The 19,504-nt window shown below is 68.2% G+C and carries 13 protein-coding genes and 2 tRNA genes; 4 read left to right on the top strand and 11 right to left on the bottom strand.

Going from position 1 to position 19,504, the window contains the following annotated elements:
- Positions 1-22: 22 nt before the first annotated feature.
- The 4 genes from J8I35_RS11870 to gbpA all read right to left on the bottom strand — a co-directional run bounded on the left by J8I35_RS11870 (position 23) and on the right by gbpA (position 3,867).
- Entirely contained in the window at positions 23-1,207 is a 1,185-nt protein-coding gene (locus J8I35_RS11870) for a type II secretion system F family protein (protein WP_050012528.1), read from the bottom strand.
- 2 nt (positions 1,208-1,209) lie between these two features.
- Entirely contained in the window at positions 1,210-1,722 is a 513-nt protein-coding gene (locus J8I35_RS11865) for a lytic transglycosylase domain-containing protein (protein ID WP_124637887.1), read from the bottom strand.
- The gene (gene gspG / locus J8I35_RS11860; protein ID WP_124637886.1) at positions 1,697-2,137 is read right to left on the bottom strand and encodes a type II secretion system major pseudopilin GspG; all 441 of its coding nucleotides are present in this window, start codon (positions 2,135-2,137) and stop codon (positions 1,697-1,699) included. The genes J8I35_RS11865 and gspG overlap by 26 nt, the downstream gene beginning before the upstream one ends.
- Before the next feature lie 272 nt (positions 2,138-2,409).
- On the bottom strand, positions 2,410-3,867 hold the full coding sequence (gene gbpA / locus J8I35_RS11855; protein ID WP_176015701.1) for an N-acetylglucosamine-binding protein GbpA: 1,458 nt from the start codon (positions 3,865-3,867) through the stop codon (positions 2,410-2,412).
- A gap of 285 nt (positions 3,868-4,152) precedes the next feature.
- On the opposite strand from gbpA, the gene J8I35_RS11850 reads away from it, so the two are divergent.
- Positions 4,153-7,044 carry a glycosyl hydrolase family 18 protein gene (locus J8I35_RS11850; protein ID WP_245170216.1) on the top strand — a complete coding sequence of 964 codons (2,892 nt, stop codon included), beginning with the start codon at positions 4,153-4,155 and terminating at the stop codon, positions 7,042-7,044.
- 577 nt (positions 7,045-7,621) lie between these two features.
- On the opposite strand, the gene J8I35_RS11845 is transcribed toward J8I35_RS11850, so the two are convergent.
- Entirely contained in the window at positions 7,622-9,937 is a 2,316-nt protein-coding gene (locus tag J8I35_RS11845) for an ATP-binding protein (RefSeq protein ID WP_209925528.1), read from the bottom strand.
- A 532-nt stretch (positions 9,938-10,469) separates the two neighbouring features.
- Here J8I35_RS11845 and J8I35_RS11840 point away from each other — a divergent pair.
- From J8I35_RS11840 to J8I35_RS11830, 3 genes are all read left to right on the top strand, one after another.
- Positions 10,470-10,556: transfer RNA gene (locus tag J8I35_RS11840), tRNA-Leu, on the top strand.
- A 186-nt stretch (positions 10,557-10,742) separates the two neighbouring features.
- Positions 10,743-11,732 carry an aliphatic sulfonate ABC transporter substrate-binding protein gene (locus J8I35_RS11835; RefSeq protein WP_209925526.1) on the top strand — a complete coding sequence of 330 codons (990 nt, stop codon included), beginning with the start codon at positions 10,743-10,745 and terminating at the stop codon, positions 11,730-11,732.
- A gap of 104 nt (positions 11,733-11,836) precedes the next feature.
- Positions 11,837-11,923: transfer RNA gene (locus J8I35_RS11830), tRNA-Leu, on the top strand.
- Positions 11,924-12,028: 105 nt separating this feature from the next.
- Here the strand turns inward: J8I35_RS11830 and J8I35_RS11825 are convergent.
- The 6 genes from J8I35_RS11825 to J8I35_RS11800 form a co-directional block, all read right to left on the bottom strand.
- Entirely contained in the window at positions 12,029-13,264 is a 1,236-nt protein-coding gene (locus tag J8I35_RS11825; RefSeq protein ID WP_209925524.1) for an MFS transporter, read from the bottom strand.
- Between the two features lie 63 nt (positions 13,265-13,327).
- Entirely contained in the window at positions 13,328-13,513 is a 186-nt protein-coding gene (locus J8I35_RS11820; RefSeq protein ID WP_209925522.1) for a hypothetical protein, read from the bottom strand.
- Positions 13,514-13,547: 34 nt separating this feature from the next.
- Entirely contained in the window at positions 13,548-14,201 is a 654-nt protein-coding gene (locus J8I35_RS11815; RefSeq protein WP_245170223.1) for a 2,3-dihydro-2,3-dihydroxybenzoate dehydrogenase, read from the bottom strand.
- Between the two features lie 151 nt (positions 14,202-14,352).
- Positions 14,353-18,267: an amino acid adenylation domain-containing protein gene (locus tag J8I35_RS11810; RefSeq protein ID WP_348522258.1), complete on the bottom strand. Its 3,915-nt coding sequence runs from the start codon at positions 18,265-18,267 to the stop codon at positions 14,353-14,355.
- 34 nt (positions 18,268-18,301) lie between these two features.
- Complete coding sequence (locus J8I35_RS11805; RefSeq protein ID WP_209925520.1) at positions 18,302-18,622, bottom strand: DUF2218 domain-containing protein; 321 nt, start codon at positions 18,620-18,622, stop codon at positions 18,302-18,304.
- Complete coding sequence (locus J8I35_RS11800) at positions 18,619-19,482, bottom strand: isochorismatase family protein (RefSeq protein ID WP_209925517.1); 864 nt, start codon at positions 19,480-19,482, stop codon at positions 18,619-18,621. The genes J8I35_RS11805 and J8I35_RS11800 overlap by 4 nt, the downstream gene beginning before the upstream one ends.
- Positions 19,483-19,504: the final 22 nt, after the last annotated feature.

Here is a 19,504-nt window from a genome sequence, read left to right as displayed (position 1 = left end):
CGCGAACGCGTTGGCGCCCGGGCTATCCGACGCTGCCGGCCAATTCGAAGATCGGCATGTAGAGCAGCAGGACCACCGCGCCGACCGTCGCGCCCACCGCGAGCATCAGGACCGGTTCGAACACCTTGCTGAGCATCTCGATCGCGCGGTCGAGCGCGCCGTCGTGAAACTGCGCGATGTGCTCGCACATCCCGCCGAGGTCGCCGCTCTGTTCGCCCACGCGCAACAGCCGCTCGGCGACCGACGTCGTCAATCCATGCGCGGCGAGCACGGCCGCGACCGGCCGCCCTGCGCGCATCTCGGTCAGCGCGACGGCGAGCCGCGCGCGAAAGTGCTCGGGCAACACCTTGCCGGACAGCTCCAGCGCCACGATCGCCGGCGTGCCGCCCGCGATCAGCAGGCCGACGGTCCGGTAGAACCGCGTGAGCGCGAACAGCGCGCAGATGTCGCGCACTTTCGGCGCGCGCCACATCAGGCGCTGCACCGCACGCTTGAACGCGGCCGAGCGGAGCGCCAGCGCCGCGCCGACGAACGACGCAGCGACCGCGAGCCCGACCGCCATCCCGTTCTCGCGCAGCAGGTTCGCCCACCAGAGCATCGCGCGGGCGGTCGCAGGCAATGTGGCGAGCGATTCGAACACCACCGCGAAACGCGGGATCACGAAGAACGCCATGAACAGCAGGATCGCGATGCCCACGCCGATCACGACCGCCGGATAGATCAGCGCGCCGATCACGCGCTTGCGAACCTGTTCGATTCGCACTTCGTATTGCTGATAGCGCTTGAGGACGAGCGGCAACTGACCGCTGCCCTCCGACGATTCGATCGTCGCGACGAGCAGCGGCGGAAAAATGGCGGGCTGCTGCGCGAGCGCCTTCGACAACGGCTGCCCCTCGACCATCACCGCCAGGATCCGGTCGATCACGTGCTTCGCATCCCGGCCCGAATCCGCCTTGTCGCGCAGCGCCTCGAGCGCCTCGATCAGCACGAGGCCCGCGTCGAGCAGCGTCGACAATTCCTGCAGGAATAGCGCGAGCGCGAACTTCGGCGCCCGTCTGCGACGCCCGAAACGGGCATCGCGCCGCACCTCGAGCACGACCGCGCCCTGCGCCGCGAAGCGCGCCCGCACGTCCGTCTCGCTTGCCGCTTCGACCGCCTGCTGCGTGACCTTGCCGGCGGCAAGCACGCGTACCCGAAACGCGTCCATCGCTACCTCCGCCAGTCGTCGAGCAGCGCGAGGCTCGCGTCGCGATCGCTCGTCAGCGCGTGGTACACGCGCCAGACCTTGGTCGCATAAGCCTTGCGCGCGGGCTCCCGTTTCGTCGACGACCCGGCGTTGTACGCGCCGACTGCGTTCCACGTGTAGCCGTGCCGGTCGATGAATCCGGCGAGAATCGACGCGCCGGTGTCGATCGACGTGCACGGCTCGTCGATCAATCGCTTGTGCGTCACGCCGACCTTGACGAGACGCGGCAAATGCGAACTGTTGATCTGCATCAGCCCGATGTCGTAGGTGCCGTTCCGGTTCCAGTTCATCGCGCGCGGGTTCAGCGCGGATTCCACTTTCGCGATCGCGACCAGCAGCAACGGATCGATGCCGTGACGATCGCCCGCCCGGGTCCAGCAATCCTTGGCCGCGGCGCCGGACGCGCAGGCGGCGAACAGCGCCACCCCCGCGATCCAGCGGCGCGGACCCTTACATGCCATAGACGAGGTCCGCATCGAGACCACTCCCGCCGACACGACCGTCCCGTCCGAGCGACACGATCTCCGCCTCGCCTTCGCGGCCCGGCACGTTCCATTGGTAGGCGCGGCCCCAGCCGTCCTTCGGCACCGCCTTCGCGAGGTACGGACCGTTCCAGCCGTCGCTGCCTTGCGGCTGCGCGACCAGCGAGTCGAGCCCTTCGTCGGCCGTCGGATAGCGGCCCGTGTCGAGCCGGAATTGCGTGACCGCGTCGCCCAGCGTCTTCATCTGCGCTTCGGTCGACTTGACCTTGGCCTTGTCGACCTGCGAGAACAGCTTCGGACCGACATAGCCGGCCAGCAGCGCGATGATCAGCAGCACGACCAGCAGCTCCAGCAGCGTAAAGCCCTGCTGGCCGCGGCGCGTTGCCCATTTCCGGTAGTTCTGTTTCACGTCGTTTGCCCTCTGTAGAGATCCCGGCACGGCGTCGCGGCCGGGGGCCGTCGTGTTGCAGACGGCAGGTGAGTGAGGCGCTTTCGGAGAGGTGGTTCGATTGAAGGAAAGCGCCGATCGATGAGGTCATTTTCCCGGGGGAAGGGAAGCGTCACCACCTTCATCAACGAAATATCAAAAACGGTTTTGAATCGGCCGACTCGCGACCGCGCGTCAGCAAAAAAGCCGCGCGCATGGCTGCGCGCGGCTCAAGTCATCTCCTTGTCAGGTCGTTACTTGCTGCAGGCGCCCAGGTCCTTCCACACCTTGCCGGTATGGTCGGCGCCCGTCGATGCCGGATCGCCCGGGACCTCGTTCTGGGTCCACCAGCGCGCCTCGTACGTGCGGCCGTTGTGCTGCACCTTCGCACCGCCCGTGTAGGCCGTCCCCTGCTTCCATGCAGCCTGGCACTGAGCGCCTTCGCCGCCCGATTCGCCGGTCAGCTTGAACGTGGTGGTTTCCTGCTTCAGCGTGCCGCCCTCGATCTGCGACGTCGCCACGGCCGTGTGGTCGCCCGCCTTCGCGTTCGCGATATCGACGTTCACGTCGCCCTGCATGCGCATCGTCGACGACTTCGAGCCGACCAGCGAGTTCGCCGCGTCGTAGACCTTCACCGTGACGTTCGTGTCCTTCGTGTGATTGAACTTCAGGAAGAACTTCGCGGTCGCCTTGCCGTTCTGGATCTTGAACTCGCCGTTGTTCGAAATGCTGAAGCCTTCGTCGAGGCCGCCTTCCGGCTGGTGATCGATCGTCGTCTCGGTGCGCACGATGCCGCTGGTGCTCTTCGAGAACACGTCGTTCTTGCCAAGCGCGGGCTCGATGCGGCCGTCGCGCTCGACGCCGGCGATCAGGTTCGCCGCCTGCGTGCGGTTGATTTCCTTCGCGAGCAGCATCGGCCACATGTTGCGTTCGCCCTGCTGCGCGGAGCCGATCGTCACCGTGGTCTTCATCGACGGCACTTCGCCGCCCGACTTGAACACGCGGTTCGTGACCTTGTCGCCAGTCTTCAGGTCCATCGTCGGCGCGATGCTGCCGACGTTCGACCAGTTCGGCTTGCCCGGATCGGTCGGGCCGCCGGCGTCGGTGATGTTCAGGTCGGCCACGTTATAGAACATGCCGGCCGTATCGCCGACGTGCCACGTCGTCAGCATCACGTGATGGCCCTTCTTGTCCGACGGGATCGTGCAGCCGTGCGGGCCGATCTCGTCGGCTTTTTTCATCCCGCCGTCGATCGTGCAGAACGGCGCCAGGTCGAACTGCTCGCGCGTGAGCTTCGCGTTCGGATTCCAGCCCTGCTTCGTCAGGTAGTACTTGAATTCCTTCGTCACGTGCGGCGCGGTGAACGTCCACTTGAACTTCTGCGCGCCCGGCTTGATGTCGGTGATCTTCCAGCGATCGACCGACTGCTCGTTGAGCTCGCTGAACTGCGTCACGCCGCCGCTCGCGATCTCGCCGTCCGGCGCGCCGGCTGCCGGGAAACCCTGCTTGCCTTCGATGCTTTGCGGTTCGTAGGTGACCGAACCGCAGTTGAAGTTTTCGACCTTGCCCGCCTTCGAACTGCACAGCAGGCCGCGCGACGGCGGCTCCGACAGGTAGCCGTGGGCAAACGCGGCTTGCGCGAAGAACATCGACGCGCAGGCTACGAGCGGCGACAGGGTAAAGAGGGTCTTTTTGGCTGATCGGGTTCTCATCTGATTCCGTTGGGTTGAGCGTTGAATGGAGTTGCCTCGTTAAGCGAATCGCGAACGATCCGCCGGAATGTGCGTGACGTATGTCCTGCTGACGAAACGCTGGGTGCAGTATCGTCAGGCGCCACGCTTCGGCGTACCTTCCTGAACGATCTCTCAAAGAATCGTCGCCCCCAGCCCGCCCGCTTTTAGATTGCGTTGAGAATCGTTGCCGCCATGCCGCCCTCGAAAAAGAATGTGCTCGCTTTCCCGCACTTTTTTTCAACACCCGGATGGATGGTTATCAAATTGAAATCGCATAAACGCACTCCCGACATCGTGATCCGCCGCCGCTCCCTGCGTCGTGCGCACGTTGCCTATGCCGCGCTCGCCGCGGCCAGCGCACTGAGCTTCGCGAACGCCGCGCTGGCCGCGCCCGGCAAGCCCAGCCTGAAGCAGTACGAAATCACGTCGCAGCCGCACGGCTTCGTCGAGATCGACATGCAGAAGGCCGGCGTCGCGCCGTACAAGGACATCGTCAAGCTGAACAAGAAGGTCGACGTGCCGCTGCCGTTCGACATCTGGAGCAACGGCACCGCGGTGAAGGCGGTCGCGGTGGTCAACGGCGTCGTCGATCCGGCGTCCGAGGTCCGGATGACGCCCGGCGGCACGCAAAGCGGCCAGGTCGTCGCGAACGTGAAGACGCCCGGCGTGAAGAAAATGCAGGTCCGCGTGATCGACGCCAACGGCGCCTCGACCGACAGCGCGCCGCTCGACGTGGTCGTGTTCGACACGATTCCCGAACTGGCGGACGACCTGCCGAACAATGCGAGCAAGAACCACAAGCCGTATGCGAACACGACCGACTCGGTGGTCGGCACCTACTTCGCGACCTGGTCGATCTACGATCGCAAGTTCAACGTCGACAACGTGCCGGTCGAGAACCTCACGCACATGCTGTACGGCTTCATCCCGATCTGCGGCGGCGCGGACGTGAACGCGTCGCTCGCGAAGGACCTGCCGGGCTCGTTCAATACACTGATGCAAAGCTGCAAGGGCCTGCCCGACTACAGCGTCGCGATCCACGACACGTACGGCGAGATGGCCAAGACCTTGCCGGGCCAGACCGCGAATTCGAAGCTCAAGGGCGTGCTCGGCCAGATGATGGCCGCGAAGAAGCGCAACCCGAACCTGAAGATCCTGCCGTCGATCGGCGGCTGGACGCTGTCCGACCCGTTCTTCGGGATGCACGATCCGGCGAAGCGCAAGGTGTTCGTCGATTCGACCGAACAACTGCTGCGCACGTGGAAATTCTTCGACGGCGTCGACATCGACTGGGAATTCCCCGGCGGCAAGGGCGTGAATCCGTCGCTCGGCGATCCGGTGAAGGACGGCCCGCTGTACGTGACGCTGATGAAGGAACTGCGGCAGATGCTCGACAAGCTGTCGCAGGAAACCGGCAAGACCTACGAGCTGACGTCGGCGATCGGCGCGGGCAAGGACAAGATCGACGTGGTGAACTACAAGGAAGCCACGAAGTACATGGACTACATCTTCGACATGACGTACGACTTCTACGGTGCGTTCAGTCTGACGGAGCTGGGCCATCAAACCGCGCTGTACGCACCGAACTGGAAGCCCGACACCGCGTACACGACGCACAACTCGATCAAGGCGCTGCTCGCGCAGGGCGTCGATCCGAAGAAGCTCGTGGTCGGCGCGGCAGCGTATGCGCGCGGCTGGAACGGCGTGCACGGCTATGCCGACGGCAATCCGTTCACCGGCACGGCGACGGGCCCGCACAAGGGCCAGTGGGAGCCGGGCATCCTCGACTACAAGAAGCTCAAGGCGGAGATGATCGGGCCGAACAACGCCGGCATCAACGGCTACGAATACCACTACGACCAGACGGCCGAAGCGCCGTACGTGTTCAACAAGGGCACCGGCGAACTTCTCACGTTCGACGACGAGCGCTCGGTCCTCGCCAAGGGCGACTACGTGCGGGCGCATCAGCTGGGCGGCCTGTTCTCGTGGGAAATCGACGCGGACAACGGCGACATCCTGAACGCGATGCACAAGGGCCTCGGTCACGGCGACGAAGGCGGCGGCGGTGCCGAAAACCATCCGCCGGTCGCAAACGCGGGCGCCGATCTGACGGTGACCGGGCCGCAGACGGTGACGCTCGATGCGTCGAAGTCGCGCGACCCCGACGGCGACAAGCTGAGCTTCAAGTGGGAACAGGTCGGCGGCGATCCGCTGAAGCTCGTCAATGCGACGAGCGCGACCGCGAGCGTCGACGTGCCGTCGGTCAAACAGGACACGAAGTACACGTTCCGCGTGACGGTCACCGATCCGGCCGGGCTGAAGGATACGGCGCAGGTGGTCGTGACCGCGCAGGCGGACGCGACGGTCGAGCCGCCGCCCGCCGAGAACCGTCCGCCGGTCGCGCACCTCGGCGGCCCGGCAACGGCTGAAGCCGGCCAGGCCGTGACGCTGTCGGCCGCGAAGTCGACCGACCCGGACGGCGACAAGCTGAGCTTCAAGTGGAACGTCCCGACCGGCATCAACGCAACGCCGAGCGGCGCGACGTTGAACTTCTCCGCGCCCGAACTCGCGAAGGACCAGTCGTTCACGTTCTCGGTCACCGTCAGCGACGGCAAGCTGTCGAGCAGCGCCAAACATACGGTCCTCGTGAAGGCGAAGGATGCGGGTGGCGGTAACGGCGGTGGCGAAGGCGGCGGCAATGGCGGCGGCGAGTACCCGGCATACAAGGCCGGTACGCAATACAACGCTGGCGACATCGTGTCGAACCTCGGCAAGCTGTACCAGTGCAAGCCGTTCCCGTACAGCGGCTGGTGCTCCGGCGCGCCGGCGGCATACGAACCGGGCAAGGGCTTCGCGTGGAACGACGCGTGGACGCTCCATGGTGACGGCGGCAACGGTGGCGGCGAAGGCGGCGGCAACGGTGGCGGCAACGGTGGCGGCGAAGGCGGCGGTGAAGGCGGCGGCAACGGCGGCGGCGACCACCCGCAGTACAAGGAAGGGACGAAGTACAACGCCGGCGACGTCGTCTCCAACAACGGCAAGCTGTACCGCTGCAAGCCGTTCCCGTACACCAACTGGTGCTCGATGGCGGCCTGGGCTTACGAGCCGGGCAAGGGCACCGCATGGGACCAGGCGTGGGAGGAACACAAGGAGTAAGACCGACGACGTGCCAGGTCCGGCCGGCCGCGCCATCGCGGCGCCCCGGCCGATGTGAAACCCGCGTCCAACGACGCACAACGGCAAATGCCTGAATCGCCCCCGCCTCGTGCGGGGGCGTTTTCGTTTCGGGACCGGGCGATGCGCGGCCGTTTCAGGCGTCGGTCTCCCGTGTCGGCTTCCGGCGCTTGCCGTGCCGCCGCGCGTGCATCCGTACGCCGCAGGATCAGCCTGCAAACGCGCCGGATGGTGCGCGCGACGGCCGACAGGGCCGGGCCGCCGGATCGTCATCGCCTGGCGGCATCCGCGGCCTCGCCGTCGTGCGGTAAGCGGTAGGCGGTACGACAGCAAGACGCACGCAACCCTTTCACGCTTCCTTCCGCCCGAGCCGGGCACACGTGACGTCATTCGACACGCTGTCCGGGCCTCGGTATTCGTCGTCGTGACGAATGCCGCGCCGAAACGCAAAAAGGCCGGACCCGCGCAGCACGGGGTCCGGCCTTTCATCGATCGAGTTTCAATCCTCGCCCGGCTTCGGCAAAGCGCACGCCCGCGCTGCCGTTCCGGTACCCGGCGGTTACGCGTCTTCGAGCATTTGCGCGGCGGCTCTCGGCAAGCGTACGGTAAAGCGGCTGCCCTGCCCCGGCGCCGACGTCACCTCGACCGCTCCGCCGTGGCGCTCGATCACCGCCTTCACGAACGGCAGCCCGAGGCCGACACCGCGGCTTGCGTCGCGATACATGCCGGCCACCTGAAAGAACGGCTCGAACAGCCTCGGCATCGCGTCGGCCGGAATGCCGATCCCCTGATCCTGCACCGCCACCGACACGTGCCGGTCGTCGGCGTCGATCCAGACGTCGATCTCCGTCTCCTCGGCCGAGTACTTGATCGCGTTGTCGAGCAGATTGGTCAACGCGCGCAACAGCATGTCGCGATTGCCGAGGACGAACACGTCGTCGCCATCGTAATGCGGGCCCTCGACGCGGATGCGCTTCGCGTTCGCGCTGTGCCAGACATGATCGGTCGCTTCCGTCGCGAGATCGTTCGCGGACATCGGCACGTACGCGTGCGTGTCGAGGTGCTCGGCGCGCGACAACTGCGTGAAATCCTGCGCGACGCGCAGGCTGTAGTCGACGAGCTTGTGCAGGTCGGCCAGGAAATCCTCGTCGCTCGCGCCGTCGGCCCGGTTGCGCTCCTCGAGCAGCGACAGCACCGTCGACAGCGGGTTGCGCAGATCGTGCGCCATGTGCCGCAGCGTGCGCCGGTCGCTTTCGACCGCGGCCTTGATGTTGTGGATATCGACGAGGCAGATCATGCTCGCGGTCGAACTGTGCTGGTCGCCATCGCCGAACGGCGTCACCATCACCATCTGCGTGCGTCCGTTCAGCGCCAGCTCGGCCGAATGGATCTTGCCGCTCGCCTTCGCGGTCAGCACTTCGTCGCGCACGATCGACAGCACGCGCCGTACCGCCGCGTCGCCGTCGGCGTCGAGCGCCGCCAGCATCGCGCGGCCGCGTGCGTTGCACATCAGCATCTCGCCACGCTGTTCGACGAAGATCGGATACGGCAGCGTCTCGATCATGTCGACATACGCCGTCCGCCATTCGCGAATGCGCTGCATCGCGAGGTCGACTTCATCCGTCGTCGGCAGCCCGCTGTCCGCGCCGGCCGCGGGCGGCAAGCCGACGAACGCGTGCTGGCCGGCCAGCCCGCGCAGCATCCCGTATTCGCTCAGCAGGAACGCCCGCAGGCTGCCGGCGCGCCGCCAGCCGCATATCGCGAAAATCAATACGCACACGGCAAGCAACGGTCCGATCGGCGTCCAGTACGACCCATGTACGAGCAGCAGCATTTCGGCGGCGACGAACGCGGCCAGCCACCCGATCGCGAATGCATACATGCGCCAGCCCGGCACCAGCAGGCAGATCAGCAGCATTCCCGTCGCGACCGCGATGCTGACGGCGACCCGGATCGCCATCGGCTCGCGCCACAGGATGTGGCCGTCGATCAGCGCCTGCGTCACCAGCGCGTCCACCTCGACGCGGCGCAGCTGTCCGCCCGCCGACGTCGACAGGTCGTAGACGCCGGAAAGATCGGACATCGTGTCGCCGACGAAGACGATGCGGCCGCGCCACGCCGACTCGGGGATTCGCCCCTTCAGCACGTCGACGTACGAATAGCGCTCGAGATCGAAGCGCGCCGGCAGGAGCAGCGCAAGCGAGCGCGCTTCGACATGCCCCATCCGGGACACGTGATCCTGTACGTGAAGGCGCACGTCGCCGGCCGGCAGCGACCTTCCCGCGACACGAATCGCCTGCAGCGCGACGTGCGACAGTTCGTGATCCGAATCGCCGGCCCGCACGTACGGCACAATGCCCTGCACCAGATGGTCGCTGCCGAGCACGACGCTGCGCTGGCCGACGGCCGCCGCCGCGCCGCGCAACCGCGGCGCGGGCAGCAGCACGGTGTGGGCGCGCGTGCCCTCCGGCGACACGTGGGCGGGCAGCACGACCCGCCCGTGCCGCGCGAGCGCAGCCACGAGCGCGTCGTCGCCGCGCGCCGGGCTGAACATCGTCATGTCGAGCACGACGCTCGATGCACCGCCCAGACGATCGAGCACTTGCGCATGAGCCGCTCGCGTATAGCTTGCATCACCGCCCAGTTCGGCGACCGTCTTCCTGTCGATCGAGACGACGACGACATCGTCTCGCGCGCCGTAATCGATACCGGTCGTCACCAGATTCCAGTAGAGACGGTCGAGCGGAGACAGCAGCGTCTCGGCCGCCGGCGTACAACTGAGCACGGCCAGCAAGGCCACACCGGCCGACAGCGGCCACACGGCGGGCCGCGCGGATGTCGCGATCTTCCAGACTCGATTGAGCCAGTCAGGCATCGGATGGCATTCCTCGTTATTGTTTTATTTACCCGAGTTCGATGGTGCGCATTTCCTGAATTGTCTTGCGGCGGATCGGCCGCATTCTTCTTCGCACCGGCGATCCCCTCGGGTTCATCAACACACAACCGCGCCACGTTGGGCTGCCGGTTACCAGGCCGACATGGTGCTCGAATCGCTTTGATTTTTTTCAAGTGCCAGAGTCAATTATCTCTTGTCCCATAGGATTTATACAAACTTTAGTACTTGTCTTATCGCTTGAAATTGAACGTCAGGTCGATGACAAAGATGGACGGCATCCTGTCGCCGTTGCCTGCGCGGCCGGACCACGGATCGCGGGCCTGGCTCTCGGCGAGACGGGACCACGGCGCCGGAACCTCGCCGCGCAACGGGGATACTTCGGATTCGCCGAGGCGAGAACGGGCGATCGAGCGTGAACGCATATTTTTTGCGGGGGCCCAATGAAATTGGGTTGACAGCTACTCGGGACCGGCTATAATTGCGGTCTTTCGCGTCGCAGCAAGCGAAACGTGCCCAGGTGGCGGAATTGGTAGACGCACTAGGTTCAGGTCCTAGCGGTGGCAACATCGTGGAGGTTCGAGTCCTCTCCTGGGCACCATCTGTTTTTAAAAGGTCGGCTTTATGCCGGCCTTTTTTCATTTCCAGCCCAGGAAGCAAAGCGCCTGTCTTCGCGCCCTTATGTCGGCCGCTCCGATCGATAGCAGAATTTATCGGTTATCAAACACCCTCCCCGTTGTTACGTTAGCCGCCTCGCTTTCAACGCATCCAACGAGGAGCCCCCATCATGACGTCGATGAACCGCCGCGCATTCGCACGCGCGATGCTGGCCGCGGGCCTCGCTGCCGCCGGTGTCGGCGCGCACGCCGAGAACGCGCCGGCCACGCTGCGCATCGGTTACCAGAAATCGTCGACGCTGATCACGCTGCTCAAGACGCGCGGCACGCTCGAGCAGGCGCTGACGCCGCTCGGCCTGCGCGTGTCATGGCACGAATTCGCGAGCGGATTGCCGCTGACCGAAGCGCTGAACGTCGGCGCCGTCGACGTCAGTGCCGATGTGGCCGATACGGTCCCCGTCTTCGCGCAGGCCGCGCATGCGCGTTTCGTGTACGTCGCGCAGGAGGCGCCCTCGCCGAAGGCGCAGGCGATCGTCGTCAAGCAGGACAGCGCGCTGCGCACGCTCGCCGATCTCAAGGGCCGGCGTATCGCGGTCACCAAGGCGGCCGGCAGCCACTACCTGCTGCTTGCCGCGCTCGCACGCGCGAAGCTCGCGCCCGCCGATGTGGCGATCCATTACCTGACGCCCGCGGACGGCCGCGCCGCATTCGAGCGCGGCAGCGTGGACGCATGGATCACGTGGGATCCCTATGTCGCGTCGGTCGACCGGAATCCCGACGTGCGGATCCTGGCCGACGGCAACGGACTCGCGTCGTACCAGCGCTATTACCTCGCATCGAGCAGCTTTGCGGCCGCGCGCCCCGACGTCGTCCAGATTCTGTTCGACCAGTTGTCGCTGGCCGGCGCGTGGCTGCGCGACCGTCCGCAGGAGGCCGCGAACACGCTTGCACCGATCTGGGGGCTCGATGCCGCGACGATCGCACGGGCGAATGCGCGACGCAGCTACCTCGTTCGCACGGTGACGCCGCAAAACTTCGGCGAACAGCAGAAGATCGCCGATACGTTCCTGGCGGCCGGACTGCTGCCCGCCCGCATCGATACGACCCAGGCACGGCGCTGGAACTTCACGGCGAAGCGCGCGGAACCGGTCGGCGCGTAACGATCTCGCCGCACCATATTTTTATCGTCCCGAATGAAATTGTATTGACAGGCTTCGTCAGCACGCTATAATCGCGGTCTTTCGCATCGCAGCAAGCGAAACGTGCCCAGGTGGCGGAATTGGTAGACGCACTAGGTTCAGGTCCTAGCGGTGGCAACATCGTGGAGGTTCGAGTCCTCTCCTGGGCACCATCTGTTTTCAAAAAAGGTCGGCTTCTGCCGGCCTTTTTCATTTCCAGCCCAGGAAGCAAAGCGCCTGCGCAAGCAGGCGGGTTCGCTTCCCGCCAACGCGCGGTGCTATAGCCCCGACGCCCCCCGCCGCTCCCGCCACGTCCCGACAAACACCCCGGCCAGCACCACCCCGATCGCCACGAACGGCGCGGCCGGATGCAGTTCGTAGAGCCCATTGCCGACGAGCGGCGCCACCACCATGCTGAGCCCCTGCGCAACCGACATCGCGCCCGCGCACGCGCCCTGCTCGTGCGGCTCGACCCGCGTGCTCGCGAGCGCCGCGGCTGCCGGGAACGCCGCGCCCATTCCGCACGCCGCGACCAGATAGCTCGCGCACATCAGCAACGGCTGCGCCGGCTCGACCGCCAGCACCGACACGAAGCCGACGCCGCCGACGAGCGCGCCCCATCGCAGCCACTGCCGCGGCGCGACCCGCCGCAGCCGCCCGACGAGCGCCTGCATCGCGATCAGGCCGACGCCCGCGCTACCGAGCGCGTAGCCGACCACCGCCGACGCGTCGCGCGCGCCGACCTGCAGCCGGTCGATCACGTAGAAGCCGAGCGCGCTGTTCGCGATCATCACGACGCTGTACAGCGCAAACGCGCTCCACCACGGCAGGCGCAGGCGCGGATCGGTCGGCTTCAGCCGCGCCTGCGCGTGCCCCGCGAGCCGCGGCCCGTCGTCGCGCAGGCGGCGCAGCCCCGGCAGACCGACGAGCGGCAACAGCGCGAACACCACGAGCGCGAGCGTCATGTCGTAACCGGCGAGCCAGCCGGCAACTGGCGGCGCGATCACCATCCCGACCGCCCCCGCGGCGCCGAAGCGTGCGAGCGCCGCCGCGCGCCCGGTGGTCGCGGTCCGGTCCGCGAGCCACGCAGTCGCCGCAACCGGCAGGCCCGCATAGCAGCCGCCCATCGCCGCGCGCGTCGCCAGCAGTGCGACGAAGCTCGCCCAGACCGGCGGCAAAACCGCCCCGTCGCGCAGCGCCCAGCCGACATAGCCAGCCAGCAACAGAAAGCCGGCGACGAAGCCGACGATCGACGCGCGCATCGCCGGCAGCCGGCCACGCGCGTCCGCCACCCGCCCCCAGCGCGGCGCGGCGGCGATCCAGATGAGCCCGACGCTCGCGATGACCGCGCCGATATGCAGGGGTTCGAGGTTCATCCGGCGCGCCAGCGGGCCGGCGATCGCGACGAAGGCGTAGGTGCCGGCCACCATCGCGAGATTCGCGAGCAATAGCGGGAGGTAGCGGGAGCCGGCGTCGGCCGGAGCTTGCAGGGGTTCGGCGGAAGTCGTCGACATGTCCATTCCGTTGTGGGTTGAAGAAGAACGCGTGCGCAGCACGCAAAGACGCCGATGCCGCCGTCAGCCGGCACGGCCGCCTCGCGCGAACCAGCGGCGACGCGCGCGCAGCAGCGCGTCCCCGGTCGCGACAGTCGCCGGCAGATCGCGGCGCGGTGCGTCCGGCGTCGGCAGCCGCATGCCGACGCACGGTCGTTCGTCGCCGTACGGTTCGGCCACGGTGCCGGCTTCGGCGGGGACATGTTTCATCGCTGAAGCGCTCTCGAAGGGAAGTCGCACACCGTCAGACGCCGAGCGTCGCGCCGCCGTCGACGCACAGGCTGTGCAGCGCGACGTGACGCGACGCGTCGGACAGCAGGAACAGCACCGTTTCGGCGACGTCGTCCGGCGCGGCGATGCGACCGAGCGGAATGCCCGTGCGATACGTGTCGAGCGAACCGGCGATCACCCCCGCCGGGCCGGCCGGGCCGTCCCAGAGCTGGCGCTGCATCGGCGTGTCGGTCGAGCCCGGCGCGACGATGTTGCAGCGGATGCCGTGACCGGCCAGCTCGAGCCCGAGGCAGCGGGTGAACTGGTGCGCGGCGGCCTTCGACGCCGCATACGCGGCCATCTGCACGCGCGGCACCAGCGCCGCATTCGAGCCAACCGTCACGATGCTGCCGGCGCGGCGCGCGACCATCCGCTGCGCGACCGCGCGCGACAGGTGAAATACCCCGTGCGTATTCACCGCGAAACAGTGCGCCCAGTCGGCGTCGCTCAGCGACGTCGTCGCCGCCAGCCGCAATACGCCCGCTACGTTCGCGAGCATCCCGATCGGGCCGATCGTCGCTTCGACGCGTGCGACCGCGTCGTTGACGGCAGCCGCATCCGCGACATCGACCGTGAACGGATGAATCCGCGCGCCGCGCGTCACGCTGTCGGCCGCGCGGCGCGCCAGCGCGTCGCCGTCGACGTCGAACGCGGCGACCTCGATTCCGCGCGCGGCCAGCGCGCGCGACGGCCGCGCCGATACCCTGGGCCGCGCCGCTCACGACGGCGACCGCACCCGGAAAAATCATGCCTGCCTGTGCATTCATCGATTCGATTCCTCATAAAGCGCCGGCGACGGTGGTCGCGGCAAGCCGTTCCGCCAGCGCGGCGCCGATCGCCGCCATCGGTTCGGGATCGGACATCCCGTCGTGCGAACAGTCGAGCGCGACGCAATTCAGTGCGCCGGTCGCCAGATGGGCTTGCCAGCTGTCGGGCGTCGGCAGGCCCGGCCGCTTGCGCGCCGCGTTGAACAGCAGCAGCGCGCCGTCGTAGCGCGGCGTGCTTGCCGCGCGGAACAGACGCATCTGCCGCAGCGTCGCGTCGGCGAACGCATCGAGCCCCGCCGGGCCGAGCGCCGCGAACGGGCTGTTCGCCCGCAGGAGCCGCTGGCGCAGCGCGTCGTCCGACAGATCGGCCGTATCGAAGTCGCCATTCACCGTGAGCAGGATGCGCAGCGCGTCGCCCGGCGCCGGCTGCGGCTGCGCCGCCCATGCGGACGCCGGGTAGCTGTCCATCAGCGCGAGCAGGCCGACCGTCTGACCGTCACGCGCGAGCGTCGCGGCAACCGCATGCGCGAGCGCGCCCCCGAGCGACCAGCCGAGCAGGTGGTACGGCCCGCGCGGCTGCAGCGCGCGCACGCGCTCCACATAGGTGGCGACGAGCGCGTCGAAATCCGCGGCGCGCCGGGTGTCGTCGACCGACAACTGCAGGCCGTCGAGCGCGACCTCCGGCAACTGCGCGGCGAGCCGCAGATAGCTCCACGCGAGGCCGTCGGCCGGATGGATGCAGATGAGCCGCGCGCCGCCGTCGCGCCCCGCCTGGATCGCCAGATGCGGCGCGAACGCGTCGTGTGCGGCGCGCGGCCGGTACGCAAGCGGCGTTTGCAGCGCGGCGGCCAGCGCGTCGACCGTCGCATGCCGGAACAGCATCGACACCGGCACGTCGCGGCCCAGTTCGGCCGCGAGCCGTGCGCTCGCCTGGATCGCCTGCAGCGACTTCCCGCCGACGTCGAAGAAATTGGACGCCGGCGTGAGCGCGACCTCGCCCAGCACGTCGCGCCAGATACGCATCACGCGGCGCGCCAGTTCGCCGGTCTGCTGCGCATCGCCCGGCTCCGCGTCCCGCTGCGCGGCGAGCTGCACGAGCGCGTTGCGGTCGGTCTTGCCGTTCGCGTTGCGCGGCAGGCCGTCGAGCACGCGCCATACGCCGGGGATCGCTGCGGCCGGCAGCGCATCGGCCAGCCGCGCGCGCAGCGCGGCGACGTCGTCGGTCCCGGCGACGAACGCCGCCAGCGTCGTCGCGCCCGCGTCGCTGCGCACAGCGACGACCGCCGCCTCCCGCACGTCCGGCGCGCGCAGCAGCCAGTCCTCGATTTCGCGCGGATCGATGCGCACGCCGCTGATCTTCACCTGATGGTCGATGCGGCCGTCGAAACGGAGCCGGCCGTCGCGCAGCGTCGCGAGATCGCCGGTCCGGTACGCGCGCATGCCGCTGCCGGGCAGCGTCACGAAACGCTCCGCCGTCAGCGCCGGATTGTCGAGGTACGCGAGCGCGAGCGCATCGCCGCTCAGCACGAGTTCGCCCGTCGAGCCTGCCGCGACCGGATACCCGCGGGCGTCGACGATCCGCGCGTCGACGCCCGCGCGCGGCGTGCCGATCGGCACCGGCTCGCCGTCCTGCCAGACCGCGCCCGGGCCGCCGACGCACGCGGCGGTCGCGATGATCGTCGCCTCGGTCGGCCCGTAGGTGTTCAGCAGCGTCTGGTTCGGCAATCGCGCGCGCCAGCGCCGGAGCCGCTCGGGCAGCGCGGCCTCGCCGCCGATGATGGTCAGGCGCACGCGACGAAGCTGCTCCGCGTGATGCGCGTCGAGCGCATGCGCGAGCACGTGCCAGTATGCGGTGGGCAGATCGAGCACCGTGATGCCGCGCCGCTCGACCTCGGCCGCGAACGTGCCGACCGAGTCGAGCATCGCGTCGTCGCGCAGCACGAGCGTCGCGCCGTTGCACAGCGTCACGAAAATCTCCTCGAAGCTCGCATCGAAGTGCAGCGGCGCGAACTGCAGCACCTTGTCGTCGGGCCCGACGCGATAGCACGCGCGCGTGCTCGCGACGAACTGCGCAAGGGCGCCGCGCCCGATCAGCACGCCGTTCGGACGGCCGGTCGAGCCGGACGTGTAGAGCAGGTACGCGGGCTGGTCGGCATCGGCGTATGGCGCCACGTCGACGCCGTGCGCGCCGGGCATGCGACGCGCATCGAGATCCAGCGTCGGCAGGCCCCCTGCGCACACGCGATACGCGCCGCGCGTGATCACGAGCGCGGGCGCGGCGTCGGCGAGCATCGCCGCGATCCGCTGCGGCGGACCGTCCGGATCGATCGGCACGAGCACCGCGCCGGCCTGCAGCACCGCGAGCATTGCCGCGATCACGTCCGGCGCGCGCGGCGCGGCGAGCGCCACCCGGCAGCCGCGTGTCACGCCGCGCCCGGCGAGCGCCGTCGCGAGCGCATCCACGTCGGCCAGCAGCGTACGGTAGTCGATGCGCTGCGCGCCTGCCTCGATCGCGGTGCGCGTCGGCGCTTCCCGCGCGATGCGGGCGACGAGGGCGAGCACGTCGCGGTACGGCCCGGCGAGCGGTGCGCCGCGCAGGATCGACGGCGGCGGCAGGTCGCCGAGCAGCGGCGCCAGCTGTGCGTCCGGTGCGTGCCCGGCAAACGCGTCCAGCCAGCCCGCGAGGCTGCGCGCATACGCGGCGAGCCGTGTCGCATCGTACGCGTTCGGATTGCCCTCGAGCGTGATGTGCCACGCGCCGCCGCGCACCGCGACCGTTACGTTCAAATCCTTCACGGGGCCGCCGCTGACCGCGCGCGTGTCGCTCGCGAGCCCGTCGAACGCGACCTGCCGCTCGAACGGCATCACGTTCACGGCCTGGTTGAACAGGAACGCATTGCGCTCCAGCAGGCCGAGATCGCCGCGAATCCAGCCGTACCGGTAGTAGAGGTGCGGACGAATCGCGCGCAGCCGCCCGGCAGTCTCGGCCGCGAGTTCGCGCGGCGAGCGCCCGGCGTCGACGTGCACACGCAACGGCACGATGTTCATCGCCATGCACGGCACGCCGAGCGCCGGCGTGCCGAGACGGTTCATCACCGGCAGGCCCAGCGTCAGATCGCGCTGGCCGCCCTGCTTCGCGAGCCAGATGCCGATTGCGCCCAGCAGCCACGCGTTCCAGTCGACGTCGAGCCGCTCGGCGGCTTCGCGCAGCGTCTGCACGCGCGCGCCGTCGAGCACGAGTGTCTCGCGCAGTGTATCCGCGCCGACCGCCTGCTGCGGCGCGAGGACGAGCGACGCCGGCACGTCGCGCAAGTGCGCGCGCCAGAACGCGGAATCGGCGTCGAAGCCGCCGGTCGCGCGATAGCGCGCCTCCGCGTCGATCACGCGATCGATCCGCCAGTCCGGCAGCACGGGCGGCGCCACGCCCGCGACACGTGCGTTGTAGCGGGCGGCGACGGCCTGCTGGAGCAGGCTGTAGCCGAATCCGTCGAGCGCGATGTGGTGAACCTGCAGATACCACCAGTGCCGCGTCGGCGACAGCCGCAACAGCGCCGTGCGGTAAAGCGGATCGGACGTCACGTCGCAGCGGATCGACAGCGACGCGCGCATCCACGCGCGCGCGGCCTGCGCGGGATCGGGCTGCGCCGAGAAATCGACGAGCGGCAGACGTGCGCACGGCGGCAGGCGGCGCTGCCAGAGCGCATCGTCGGTCCATGCGAAGCGCATGTGCAGCGCGTCCGCATGATCGAGCACCGTCTCGACGCTGCCGGTCAGCGCGGCGACGTCGAGCGGGCCGTCGAGCTCGATCGACTCGGCGGTCAAGTAGCCCGGATCGTCCGGATCGACCTGCTGCGCGACCCAGATTCCGTATTGCGCGGACGTTGCGCGCATCGGTCGGTCTTCGAGTTGCATGAAGGGATCTGTCACGAGAAATCGTTGATCGGGAAACGCGCGTCGCGCGTCACGCGCGGCGCCATGCGACGACGAGCTGCGGATTGCGCGACATCAGCGCGAGGTGCTCGTCCATCACGTACTGGAGCTGTTCGAGCTTGTCCGCGGCGTCGGCCTCGCAACGCAGGCTCAGCACGTCGTCGGCGCGCACCATCCGGCACACGCCGTACGGGAAATCGACCGTCGCGCGATGGGCGTCGAACACGACCGGCACCTTGATCGCGTAATGCTTGCAGAGCTTGAACAGCACACGGTCGGCCTTCGGCAATGAAAGTTGCGCGATGCTGACGAACGGCGCCGGCCGCGCGTCCGGAATCGAGTGCGCCGTCATGCGCTCACCTGCGCCGTGCGTTGCAGCAGCCGCGCCCACGCGCCGAGCGTCGGCGCTTCGGCAAGCTGCACGAAGGTCACATCGTGTCCGGCGGATCGCCAGGTTTCCACGAGCATCATCAGGCGCACCGAATCGAGCCCGCTGTCGAGCAGGTTGTCGTCCGCGCGCAGGTCGGCGGCCGGCACCCGCAGGATGTGCGCGACCTGCGCGGCGATTTCCGCGAGCGTCGGCGACGCGGCGTCGCCGATCAGCTCGGCGGTGGTCGCGACCTTGCCGCACCGCCCCGCCACGTAGTCGAGCGCCATCCGATGCTCGCGCTCGGAGAAGTCCGCGAGCGCATCGGCGACGAAGAACGGCCGGACATCCCGCATGAACGCATCGCACGCGGTCATCATGCAGCCGATGTGCGCGTAGATCCCGCAGATCACGAGTTGGTCGCGTCCGTGCTCGTTCAACAGGTTGTCGAGGTCCGAGCGCTGAAATGCGCTGTAGCGCCACTTGTCGAGCACCGTGTCGCCCGGCGCAGGCGCGAGCGCGTCGCAGATCGCCTCGCGCGACGGATGCGCGGTGAGCCCGGGCCCCCACATGTCGGTCAGCAGCGCGCGCTGCTCGGGCGTCTGCGCCGCCGATTGCGCGGTGTAGCAGACCGGCATCCCGCTCGCGTGCGCGAAATCGATCAGGCGCCGCACGTTCGCCAGCAGCGCCGGGACGGGCGCCGCGTCGCGATCGTAGAAATCGAGAAAGTAGTCCTGCATGTCGTGCACGAGCAACGCGGCGCGTGTCGGCGCGAAGCCCCAGGTCACGCGGTTCGCCGGCAATTCGGCCGGAATCGGGTAGGAAGGAATCTTCGGAATGGCCATGATGGTGTGCTGTTGAATGTTT

The sequence above is a fragment of the Burkholderia sp. CpTa8-5 genome, assembly GCF_017815045.1.
Lineage (GTDB): Bacteria > Pseudomonadota > Gammaproteobacteria > Burkholderiales > Burkholderiaceae > Burkholderia > Burkholderia sola.
Note: the sequence above shows the minus strand (reverse complement) of the source record. Positions and strands in the feature narration are given on the sequence as shown.